Below are 12,878 nucleotides of genomic sequence, written 5' to 3'. Positions count from 1 at the left end.
AGTATGTTAGCGAATGAGCCGGTAAGTAAACAGCGAATTAGTCAACTGACAATAAAGGAAAATATACTTACCTTTACACTTCACCTCTATATATTCCAACCATGGATCGTTTTCTACCCACTCACACGTTTGCGGCTTTAGCAATAAAAGGCGTTTTGCACACTCGTTCGCGCTTGCATTTCCTGATTTTGTTGCTGACGCTAAGTTGTTTATCGCTGTCTAACCGAAGTGTGGCACAGATCACCTGGACAAACCGCACGCATATCAATCTGAATGGAGTCATATACGGCACAAACGCGTTTGTCGCCGTCGGGGATCAGGGATTCATTAAACGCTCAACGGACGGTATCAACTGGGATACACAAATCAGCGGCACATCAGTCAAACTGTACGGAGTTGCATTCGGGAATCAGCGCTATGCGGCCGTCGGCGAAAATGGTACCATTCTGACCTCAACAGATGGTATCAGCTGGACGGCGCGAACAAGCGGTATCACTAAGACGCTTTACAATATTACCTATGCCCAAAATCTGTTTGTGGCCGTCGGCGAAACCGGCACCATTCTGACCTCCCCTGATGGCGTAATCTGGACTGCCAGAAATAGTGATGTGACGATAGAACTCAGAGAGATCATCTACGGGAATAATCAGTTCGTGGCAGCTTACATTGCCGGTACAATTGTGACCTCACCGGATGGCATTATCTGGACGAAACAAAGCATCCCGGCTATCCCGTCTAATGGTCTGGCATATGGAAATGGATTGTATGTAAATGTAAGTCCGTTTGGCGGTATTTTGTCGTCGCCGGACGCAGTCAATTACACCGTCCGGAGCGGTAGTGGGCTTGATGGCTCTTTTCAGGCTGTAAATTATGCAAGCGGCCAATTTACCGCAGTCGGCAATTTAGGCCAGATACGAACCTCGCCGGACGGCATCAACTGGACTTCCCGTACCAGCAATGTCTCTACTGCCCTTTTCGGTGTTGCCTTTGGCAATAATTTATATGTAGCGGTCGGTGAAACCGGGGCTATCACTACATCACCGGATGGTGTTACCTGGACAAGGCGTGCGCAGGGCACCACCAAGCCGCTGCTCGACCTTGCCTATGGCAATGGCCGGTTTGTGACTGTGGGCGGTCAGGGCGCAAACCTCGTTTCAACCGATGGTATCAACTGGGAATTAAGCCAAACCGCTCCAACCACTAACGAAATGACTGGCATCGATTATGGATTAGGGGCCTTTCTGCTGGTCTTTAATTCATCAACCAATGCCTACAGTTCAACGGATGGTTTCAACTGGCTTGCAAACCGGAATAACCCGCAGGCCAGATACAAAATACGCTTCCGGAACAACCGGTTCTTTGCCCTGGGTACTGACGCTATCCTGACTACCTCAACGGACGGTTATAACTGGCAACGGTTAACAACACCGGTCAACTTTTACCCTTTCACCGGCATTGCCTATGGCAACGGCATCTACGTAACAGTAGGGTTCAGTTCTGTCCGGTCAACTGACTTAACGAACTGGACATACACCTATCCTTTGGAAACGCCAAATGATATTGCCTTCGGAAACGGGCTGTTTGTTGCGGTAGGCAACGTACGGACCAGCCTTGATCAGAATATTGTTACGATACAGACCTCACCGGACGGCATTACCTGGACGAGGCAATCACCGAATGATACCGGTATCCTTCAGTCTGTCATCTATGCCAATAACACATTTGTTGCTGTCGGCACCAATGGTCTGATCTATACTTCCCCCAACGGTACCAGCTGGACACGGCAAATCAGCAATACCACTCAAAATCTTACCAGTGTACGCTTTGGCGGAAATGTGTATGTTGCTGTCGGCCAAAACGGCACCATTCTGACCGCCCCGGTCGAGACAGCGGCTCCGGTAGTGACAGGGTTGACCGTGTCGCCGGCTACCGTATGTGCCGGCCAGCCGCTTTCGTTCTCCGCTAACGTGGGGGTGTTAGCCAGCCCCTATGCCTTTACACTCACCAATGGTACGCTACCGGTCTCCGGCACAACGGCCAGTGCAGCGTTCAGTCAGACCCTACTGGCCCAGCAGACGGGCCCACAGGCCTATACACTCACGGTTCAATCGGGGACGCTGGTTGCTTCGCAAACGGTATCAGCCACCGTCAACAGTTGCTCGGTGACCAGTCCGCTTACCCTCATCCAGCCACTCTATGATTGTGCGACCGGTTCGTTTACCTTTCAATCTTACGGGGGTGATGGCAGCACGGTTTCATACCTGTCGGTTGGTATAACCGGCTGGTCGAACCAGGCCGGTCCGTTTTTGGTTCAGCCTTATTGTGATGTACAGCCATTTACGCTGTATGCTCGTCAGGAAAGCAACCCGACAGCGGTAGTGAGTTATACCTGGAATTACAAACTGACCTGTCCGGTTAATTGCAGTACAACAACGCCACCATCCCTCACGAATCCGGCCGGCTGCAACAGCCCTGTTTCCAGCCAGGGGCCTCTGCTTACGCTGCTTGCGCCGGAGTATAACTGCCAGACAGGCGTGATCCGGTTCCGGCCTAACGGCGGCAATGGGTCGCTGATTGAATATCTGAGTGTAGGCATCACCGGCTGGACAACGAACTGCCTGAACCAGATCGATAGTCCGGCTCTGATTCAGGATATCCAGAATCCATCGTCAACGATCGATCCTTTTGTGCTGATTGCGCGGCAGAAATATCCGGATGGCACTTACTACTTCACCCAGTACCGATGGGATGCCAAAGCCAGCTGTGCGCTTAGCGGCCGGGAGTCTGCCGCCAATACCGTTAAAGAGCTGGACGTTACAGTGCTGGGTAACCCGACTTTATCGAACAGCGTTAATGTTATCATCCGTGAGCTTGACGAGCCAGCAGCCACCATTACTGTTATAGACCTTCAGGGTAAGCGCATAAGCAAACAAACGGTTGAGCAGGTTTCTGCCGGTAAACCGGTCAGTATACAGCTTGGTAACGCTACGGGATTGTACCTGATTGAGGTGCGCACCGGTGCGCGGTTTAAGCGCCTGAAGGTTGTCCGTCAATAGGATTGATGTACAAAATATGTAAATCATTTTCCAGTTGCAGTTTTTTTTGTCTATTGGCTAACTTTTTGATCAAATTTAAACCGGCTTGTTCAAAAAAAGCTTACTTTAAGGAATATTAGAGCCTCATATACCAAAACAAGCCGGAAAAAATGGTCAAGATGTATTTCATACTTGGGTACGAAAATAACGAACCCATGATTATGGCTCACGAAGGCATTGCCGTTTCGGAGAGCGTCGCCCGCTGGTTATTTGAATTTACCGGCTGGAAATCTACCGGCTCCCCTTTCCCTCAGCTGACATTTACGGTTGAGGATGATGAGCCGGAAGAAGGCTATTTCTACATCCACAACCGGGATGAAATCTGGGTTCTGGGCGAAAGTGTTCTTCTGAACTAGCTAATGCACTCCTGATTTACAGAGCAATAAAAAGAGCCGGTAGTCCTGTTTGGACACCGGCTCTTTTTATTGAAAAAGGCTTGCAATTACGGAGTTTTACGGCTTTGCAGTTCCTTCAATTTAGCCTGCAGCTGCTTCCGGTTACGCATATATGGCCCCAGATCGAAAATGGCTACTTTCCGGAATTCAACCGGATGGCTCTCGCTTTGTAATGAGAGATAACCACTCTTAATCAGTTGCCCGTCCTTCTTCTGTGCCGGATCATAATCGCTCACATTACCGCCGCCGATCTGCGGTTTGGTATAGGTCAGCACCGTATCACCTTCCACAATGTGCTTCACCAGCGAATCGCCCAGTACGAGCGCTTCGGCATGCACCCACCGGTCGCCGTGGTAGGTTTTCGACCGGGAATCTACGCAATGAGGCGTAAACAACTTGTCGTTCAGAAAGACGTTGGTCCCCGGTGTACACAGGTTGGCAGTATGCCGCTCATGGGTACCGTCGCCGCCGAGAAACTGCATTTCCAGTGAAATCGGGAAGTCCTGCTTCAGCCCCATCGTTTTCGGGTCCTGCCCCTGCAACATGGCCCCGCTGTTGCGGATGGCCCAGCCTGGCCCGCCTTTTACCTGATCGCCCACAAACCGGTATTCGACCACCAGCAAATAAGCTGAAAAAGGTTTGTTATAGAAAATATGGCCGTACTGCTCGTTAAAGGCATCGTACTGGTCATAGCGGACAACCATTTTGCCGTCTTCGACACGGAACGTATTGCCGTAATTATCGTTCAGCGGGTGCCCGGTAATCTTTACGGACCAGTCTTTCAGGTCTTTGCCATTAAAGAGCTGTATCCAGTTATCTTTTTTCGGGGGAGCCGATACGCCTGTCAGCAACAGGATACCCAGCCCTGCGGCCACCAGGCCGGAAAAGAACGCGGTTGTTTTCATTCGTTTGGTACGTTTTTTTGCCACGAAGACACTAAGCCTTAAAGAAGCACTAAGATTTTGATTTACTGATAAAGACGCTACAACTTTGTGCTTCTTCTATCCTTAGTGCCTTTGTGGCATACGTTTACATCTTATTTACCCCTGACCTTCACCTCCGACACAGCGCCTGCGCCTTTGTGGTGAAAATCAATCCATTCGAGCGAGAACAGGTGTTGATTCGGCGTCTGCGGCTTATCGAAAACAAAATACAGATCGTGGCGGCCGGCAGTGGCCTGCACCGAAGCACCCGCCTCCACGTATTTGTCCCAGGCACCGGTAGCGGTATAGGCAAACGAGCTGATGACCGGCCCGGTTGGCGAATCAAGGTGTACGTTGAGGGTAGCGTCGCGGTTCTGCGAAGAGTACCGGTAGGTCAGTTCATCAATGCCTTTGAGGTCAATGTTTTTCAGCACAAAATACGATCCGTGGTGGATAGTGCCGAGGCGTTTACCCTGCCGGTCGAGGTTGTGAATAACATCGGCCTCACTGCCTAACACGCGGTTTGGCCGCAGGATCAGCGCATCGGTACGGGTCAGCGGATAGACAGTGCCCTTGTCGGTATAGGTAGCGGTCAGCACATACCGGCCACGCTGTTCCTTGCCGACGTGTTCTTTCAGAGCCAGTGTCCCCTTAGGCGCAATCCGGTTTTCGACCGGCTGATCGGCCAGCGACAGGACATATTTCACCATTTCGGTAGCTTCTTCGCGCGAGAGCTGCGGGTGGGCACTCATGGCATGTTCGCCCCAGACACCGCCCCCGCCGACAATAATTTTATTCGCCAGCTTCGCGGTTGCGGTTTTGTCTTCGCGGTATTTTTTAGCCACGTCCACAAATGCCGGGCCTACGGATTTGGCCGCAATCTGGTGGCAGGCCTTACAATCAGACCCCGCAATCAGCGACTTACCGAGGCTGAAACTGCCCGACAACTGCTGGTGACCCACAATCGGCTCGTTGCCGACTTTCGGAATATAGTTCATCACCACCTTCACCCGCTTCGGGTCAATCACCTTATCCTCACGGTCTTTCACAGACACCGTATACGACAAAGGCATCTGGGTCGGCGTGAAGAACGTGCTGTTATCAGCGACCTTGATAGCAACCTCCGGCATGGTGTTGCCGACGCGGATCGTCAGCGTATCCATACTGGATTTGCCGTGCGGATCACTTACTTTCAGGCGGACTTTATAAATACCGTTCTTTTTAAAGGTGTACGTCGGATTTGCTTCGGTTGACCCGACTTTTCCACCTTCGAACTGCCACGCATAGGTCAGCTGATCGCCCTTGTCGAAGTCCCGGCTCCCGCTTCCGTCGAACGCCACCTGAAACGGCGCGAGTCCGATGGTATCCTTTGCCGCAATCTTCGCAACCGGTGCCCGGTTACCGGCGTTGAACTCAATACGGACCAAGCGCGCATCTTCGTTGTCAATCCCGTAAACAGAACCGTATTCGAGCATGTAGAATGCCCCGTCCGGCCCTACTTCCAGATCAACCGGACGGCGAAAATCGCCCGAGGCCGGCATAAACGGCTCCATCGACTGGTAGTTCTGCTGCGCATCCAGCCGGACGGCAAACACCCAGTTCCGCATCCAGTCATATACAAACAGCGCTTTGTCGTAATACGCCGGCAGCTTCACCGGCGATTTCAGGGCCGGATCGAAGTGATAGACCGGTCCGCCCATCGCACAGCGGCCACCGACACCCAGCTGCGGAAACTCGTCAGACTTGTTGTATGGGTACCAGATCATTGCTTTCTGCGTCGGCGGCAGGTTATTCATGCCGGTATTAAACGGCGACCGGTTAACCGGTGCATTCGGATCGAACAGCTCGCCGATCTGTTTAGTCGCAAAGTCATAGGCGTGGTACGGTTTGCTATCCCCCACAAAGTACGGCCAGCCGTAGTTGCCGGGCTTCTTTGCCTGGTTGATTTCGTCGTATCCGCGCGGCCCCTGCTTGCCGTCGGTCCCGGCATCCGGCCCGATTTCGCCCCAATAGACGTATCCGGTTGCCGGATCGACCGAAATCCGGTAGGGATTACGACAACCCATAACGTAGATTTCCGGGCGTGTACCGGTCATCCCTTTCGGAAACAGGTTGCCTTCCGGAATGGTATAACTGCCATCAGCCTCCGGGTGAATACGCAGGATTTTCCCCCGCAAATCATTCGGGTTTCCCGCCGAGCGCTGCGCATCAAACGTCAGGCGGCCTTCGCGGGAATCAATCGGCGCATACCCGCTTGATTCAAACGGAACGGTATTGTCGCCGGTCGAAATAAACAGGTTCCCGCGGGCATCCCACGCCATGGAGCCACCCGTGTGCGCACTCACTTCGAGGTCAATCGGAAACTCGATGATGGACTTTTCCGACGCCACATCCAGGGTATTATCGGTGTTCATCCGGAACCGGGCAATCCGCTGCCGGGTTTGTCCGCCCTCCTGAATGGTATAAAAAAAGTACAAAAACCGGTTCTTGCTGAAGTTGGGATCAATGGTCATGCCCAACAGGCCGTTCAGGTACTTATCGACGGCTTTCACCGGAAAATCATACAACAGGCGGGTGTTTTTCTGTACCGGATCGTACATATAAAACTTACCGGCCCGTTCGACGAAAAACACATGTCCGTCCGGTGCTACGGCCAGCTCCATCGGTTCGTTCAGGTCATTGGACAGCAGGACTTTAGTAAACCGGTTTTCATCGGGCCGGTCCGTGGTGTCAGCCACCGCGTTTTTCACCGGCAACCCAGCAGGCGTTGTGGCCTTCCAGCCGGACGTTAAGGCCACGGCCCCTGCCAGTGCGCCTGTCGCTAACGACGTTTTTAGTAATCGAAAAGTCATAAGAGTATACGAATAGTGCAAAGCTACGGCACTTTTGATAAACAACAGGGTTGGAATCGGTCAAAAAAAGGGGGTAAATTAGTAGTCTGATATGAAGTGGACTATTGTTTTTCGTTTTTCGCTGCTCATCGTTAGTCTGACCCGAACCAGCCTGCCCGCACAGGAGGTACCCAACCGGTTCCGGTTTACGCATATTACGGTCAACGAAGGATTATCGCACAGTGATGCCATGGCAGTAGCCCAGGACCGGCAGGGCTTTACCTGGATCGGCACCAACAAGGGCATTGACCGCTACGACGGCTATAGCTTAAAAAAATACAATCTGCCGGTTAACCCAAAAACAGGCATGTCGGCCAACCGCATCCGCAGCCTGCATGTGAGTGATACGGGTGAACTGTGGGTAGGCGTTGAACGGTCGGGGCTGTTCTGGTATGACGCCGCGAAAGACCGGTTTGTCAGCATAGCCGAACGGGCGGGCGCTAATGCCTTTCCGGAACAGCTTGCCCTGCTGAGTGAATCCAATGTCAATGCCATTACCCATGACCAGCATGGCCGCCTGTGGGTGGGCACCTGGCGCTATGGCCCGCAGGTACTCACATTCGACACAACGGGCAAACTCACCGGCTGGCAGGCCGTGCATCTGACCAAACCCGCCCCCTACGAACCTGCCGTCAACCGGATGACCGCCGACCGGCAGGGCCGCATCTGGATCGGTACTTTCGGCACCGGCTTATGGGTAGCCGATGGCAAGGCGCGCCGGTTACCGCATCAGGCCAGGCAGATTCCGCAGCTGAGCCGGACAACCATCCGGGCGATGCACGCCGACCGCCACGGCGATCTCTGGATTGGTACCGACAATCAGGTACTGTGGGCCGGTGCACCTCAGCTCACCCAACTACCCAACCTGACGATGCGCCCGTTTCAGCGCACGTTCGCCGGTCTGGAAAATCTTTACCTTGACACGGCTGACCGGCTCTGGATCAGTACCAACTATGGGCTGCTGCTTATGGAAGCCGGACTGCGCAACGGACAGACCCTGCCCGTTGCCGAAACAAACGTACAGACCTTTCTGCCGCAGGACACGGATCCGTTCAGTATCAATTCCGTACGTGTTCACGATATCCTCGAAGACCGGTTTCATAACCTCTGGCTGGCCACCTCAGCCGGCGGGCTGAATCAGGTACGGTTGCAGGCTCAGTCATTCGGGTTACTGCGGCGTCAGCTGCTGGGCCAGACCTCACCGGCAAATAACTACATCAACGCTATTTGCGAAGATAAGACTCATCAACTGCTCTGGATCGGCACCCGTAACGGGCTGGCCGCCTATGACCCCGTCCGGAATACCTATCAGAATTACCTGAGCCGGGTGCTGTCCGGCAATGTCAACGGTGTCGATGTGTCAGCTTTGTTTATGGCTTCCGACGGTACGCTGTGGATCGGTACCCGGTACAACGGCGTGTATCGCTTCCGGAATGGCCAGCCGGAGCGGATTCCGGACAATGCACAGGGGCCGAAATGGTATGATCTCAGCATTGAACACATTACCGAAGACCGGTTCGGGACAATCTGGATCGCTTCGTTCAATGCCGGCCTGCATCGCTACACCCGGCAAGGGGTCTACCTCAGTTCGGCAGAAAACGTGCTGAAGACCCGCCAGGTCACGTCCCTGCTTTACGAACCGCAACAGGATCTTTTATGGATTAGCACCCGCGACGCCGGTGTGCTGAAAACAATGATAACGGCAGACACTATACGCCTGCTGAAACGGTTCAGTCATGTTGCTGACGACACAAACAGTCTGGCCACCAACTATGCATGGCCGCTGCTCAAGGACCGGCTGGGTGATGTATGGATCGGCACCATCGGCGGGGGCCTTCACCGGCTCCGTCGGCGGCCGGCCGGGCAGGAGGTTATCGAACGCTTTCAGCGATGGCTGCCGGAAACAGACGTGGAAAGCCTGCTGACCGATGCCGACGGAAATATCTGGATCGGCGGCGCGGGCCTGTTCCGCTTTACGCCGGCAACCAAAGCCCTGCGGCACTTCGACGTAACCGACGGCCTGCAAAGCAATGCGTTCAAGGTGGGTGCAGCCGTCCGGACCGCCGACGGAACCATGTATTTTGGCGGCACCAACGGGATTTCCTGGTTCCGGCCACACATGCTGCAAACCACACCTACGCCCCCGCTCGTTCAGATAACCGGCCTGCGCATGATGAATCAGGCAGTTGGTGTCGGCGATACGCTGGACGGTGATGTGGTCGTTACGCGATCCTTTGCCGATTCTCCGACAGTAACGATTCACGCCGGTGAAAACGATTTTTCCGTGGAGTTTGTGGCGCTTAACTACCTGAATCCGACTAAACATCAATATGCTTACCAGCTCGTTGGGTACAATACCGATTGGGTACAACCCGCCCCCGGGCAACGGTCGGCTAACTTTGCGAACCTACCGCCCGGCGATTATACGTTTCTGGTTAAAGCCAGCAACGGCGACGGGGTCTGGTCGGCCAAGCCGGCCATGATGCAGTTCAGGGTTATGCCGCCCTGGTGGCGCACGTGGTGGGCATACCTGCTCTACATCCTTGCCGGCACAGCGGCCTTGCTGGTCTACCGGCGGGTAACCGGTACGCAGCGGGAGTTAAAAAATAAGCTCGCTTTTGAACAGTTTAAAAACGATAAGGAGAAAGAACTGACTGACCTTAAAATGGAGTTCTTCACGAACGTTTCGCACGAATTACGGACACCGCTCACCCTGATTCTCGGTCCGATGGAAGAACTGGCTACCAGCCCACACCCCTTGACGGGCTACAAAGACCGTATTGTGCTGATGCACCAGCAAACCCGTAAACTGTTCGACCTCGTCAACCAACTGCTCGACTTCCGTAAGGTTGAAAGCGGCCATGTTTCGCTGCGGGTCAGCCGGGGAAATATCGTTGACTTTCTGACAGAGATCTTCCTTATTTTCCGGCTGAAAGCCGAAGAGCACGCGCTTGACTACACCATAGCGCTTCCGGCGGAACCGGTGCCGCTTTATTTCGACCGCAGTAAACTCGAAATTGTATTGACAAACCTGTTGTCGAACGCCCTCAAGTACACACCGGAGGGGGGAAAAATCCGGTTGTCGGCCACCGTGACAGGCCATCCGGAACAGGAGTCAGCGCGCGAAGCCGGAAAGCTGATCAATAACTTTCTGGAAATTAAGGTACAGGATTGGGGGGTCGGCATGCCTGCCGAAGAGCTGGACAGGATTTTTGACCCGTACTACCAGGCTTCCCACACCCGGACCCTGCGCATGACCGGCAGCGGAATCGGCCTGTCCCTGGTCAAACAGTTCGTAGAGCATCATGCCGGTGAAATAAGCGTCGAAAGCAACGTCGGGCAGGGTACGACCTTTACGGTCCGGCTTCCGTTCGGGCACAGTCATTTTTCACCCGCCGATGTACAGGAGGCCGGGCTCCCTGAGGATCTGTTTACCCTGCCGGACCCAACGGAAGCGGCGACCGATGCCGCCATACCGGAACCGGAAACCTTCCCGACGCAATCGCTGCGCATTCTGCTGGTCGAGGATAACGATGAGGTTCGTCAGTACCTGCAACAGCTCTTTGCCGCCGATTTTGAAGTACTGACGGCCGCCGACGGACTGGAAGGCTGGCAGAAAGCACTGAACAGCCAGCCGGATCTGGTCATCAGCGACATTATGATGCCTTACAGCGACGGGCTGGAGTTGTGCAAACGCATCAAGCAGCACCCGAAAACCATGCATATTCCGGTGGTCTTGCTAACGGCGCGGGCGGCGGCCATGCACGAGCTGGAAGGGCTGGAAACAGGTGCCGACGACTACGTCGCGAAACCGTTTAACCCCCGCCTGCTTCACGCGAAGGTAATGACAATACTGCGGAACCGGTATAAACTCCGCGAGTACTACCAGCGCCGGATTTTGCTCGAGCCTGCCGATGTGGTCATTCCTGACGCAGACAAGGCGTTTCTGGAACAGGCCATGAAAATTGTGGAGACTGAGCTACAGAATCCGGACTTTAACGTGCAGCTGCTGGTGCAGGAGATGGGTATGAGCCAGTCGGTATTCTACCGGCGGCTGAAAAGCATTACCGGTCAAACGGTCGTCGAGTTTATCAGGGATGTACGCATGAAGCGGGCGGCCCGGCTGCTGGCGACGAGTACCCTGCGCGTCTCTGAAGTAGCCTATCAGGTCGGGATCGAAGACATCAAGTACTTCCGGAAATCGTTTCAGAAAATCTTCGCCCTCTCCCCCTCCGACTACGCCCGCCAGCACCGGTCAACGGGGATTGCGGAGGAGTGAGATTAACAAAAAACTACCTTCCGGGAAGTTGGCCAGCTATATTACTATATCTACCAGGATAGCCCCCTCTATTAGGCATTGCAGCATAAAACTTGCGGAGTACGCTCACCCACCCCAGCATTGGAGATATTTAAACCTGCATATAATATTTTGTCATTAAAATCAAGTTTTTTTTCGTCAACTTGAAAAGTATATACTTTTCAAACTATCTTTGTACCAAATTTGGTACAAGTAAAAACGCCCCACCTTGGCAGGGTGAGGCGCTGTCAAAACACTAGCTTAATCAATGTCGATGCTGATCCATCCACATTGAAAAGCCAGTTCGTATCGCGCCAAAGATCGTTTGTATCAATGGCTGATACATTTTGAGCCAACTCAGTATTTGCCTTACCGGGTTGCTCGTCTTCGCTCTCTTCATATTTGGCTATGATTTGAGTGTAAAACAAAATGCCTCAACCTCCGGCGAGGCTTCGGGCTGGTCAGCTGCTGGTAACAGTTGACCGGCACTGCAATTTACTACTTATACATATAAAACCCCGACCATAAGAAGGTCGGGGTTTAGTATTTTATTTTTGTAGACTCTTCTATTTTTTTGTTAGCTGTTTCCTACCCCCCATTATCGCGCGTGTTTCGCGACTGAGCAGCCCGATCAGTCCGACTACGCCCGCCAGCACCGGTCAATGGGGATTGCGGAGGAATAACCAAAACCAAGATGTTTATCACCAACAAATACCGTATAGAATTAGCTAAAGACCCCACATTCCGACCCGGATCAGCTGATAATTTACATCATTACAACGTTGCCTACATACCTGAAGAACCACATGCACTTTCTACCTGTATTGGCATCAAGATCTACGTTGGCGATTACATATCCCGAAGTATAGTTATCGGCGATACGGGCGGTGCAACCGGTTTGTCTGCCAGCTCATTTATTATAGAGGAGCACCGACTTGTTATCTGTTGCGGTGCCTGCATTTTTTGTCTGGCCTTACCGGATTTGACACTACTATGGAAATCTGATGTTGACGATATTGCCTGCTTTGGTATTTATCCGTATAAAGACAGCTATATTATACATGGAGAATGTAGTATCTCCAGCTTAAGTCATGCTGGTCAGATTATTTGGAAACAATATGGAGCAGACATTTTCCTGAATCCGGATGGTGAATCCTGCTGTGTGTTATCCGATGAGTCTATTAGGGTCAGAGATTTCGAAGGCCGAAGCTATACTTTTGATTATGAAGGCAATCATATTTAAAATAGCACCTTCCAGGAAGTTTAAAACTTCCTGG

At 52.9% G+C, this 12,878-nt stretch carries 6 protein-coding genes; 4 read left to right on the top strand and 2 right to left on the bottom strand.

Features of this window, described 5'->3' with window-relative positions; all coding sequences use genetic code 11:
• Positions 1-230: 230 nt before the first annotated feature.
• Positions 231-3,056, top strand: coding sequence for a T9SS type A sorting domain-containing protein (locus AC23NW_RS18040; RefSeq protein WP_487451045.1), 2,826 nt, complete (start codon positions 231-233; stop codon positions 3,054-3,056).
• A 158-nt stretch (positions 3,057-3,214) separates the two neighbouring features.
• Positions 3,215-3,451: a hypothetical protein gene (locus AC23NW_RS18035; protein ID WP_487451044.1), complete on the top strand. Its 237-nt coding sequence runs from the start codon at positions 3,215-3,217 to the stop codon at positions 3,449-3,451.
• Between the two features lie 86 nt (positions 3,452-3,537).
• Here AC23NW_RS18035 and AC23NW_RS18030 read toward each other — a convergent pair whose 3' ends face one another.
• Together AC23NW_RS18030 and AC23NW_RS18025 are read right to left on the bottom strand one after the other, a co-directional pair.
• Positions 3,538-4,395, bottom strand: coding sequence for a 3-keto-disaccharide hydrolase (locus AC23NW_RS18030; protein ID WP_487451043.1), 858 nt, complete (start codon positions 4,393-4,395; stop codon positions 3,538-3,540).
• 131 nt (positions 4,396-4,526) lie between these two features.
• Entirely contained in the window at positions 4,527-7,265 is a 2,739-nt protein-coding gene (locus AC23NW_RS18025; RefSeq protein ID WP_487451042.1) for a PQQ-dependent sugar dehydrogenase, read from the bottom strand.
• A 91-nt stretch (positions 7,266-7,356) separates the two neighbouring features.
• Here AC23NW_RS18025 and AC23NW_RS18020 point away from each other — a divergent pair, with 91 nt between their 5' ends.
• Positions 7,357-11,583: a two-component regulator propeller domain-containing protein gene (locus AC23NW_RS18020; protein ID WP_487451041.1), complete on the top strand. Its 4,227-nt coding sequence runs from the start codon at positions 7,357-7,359 to the stop codon at positions 11,581-11,583.
• A gap of 712 nt (positions 11,584-12,295) precedes the next feature.
• Complete coding sequence (locus tag AC23NW_RS18015; protein ID WP_487451039.1) at positions 12,296-12,844, top strand: hypothetical protein; 549 nt, start codon at positions 12,296-12,298, stop codon at positions 12,842-12,844.
• The last annotated feature ends 34 nt before the right edge of the window (positions 12,845-12,878 follow it).

The organism is Arsenicibacter sp. R0_47 (assembly GCF_057652235.1).
Note: the sequence above shows the minus strand (reverse complement) of the source record. Positions and strands in the feature narration are given on the sequence as shown.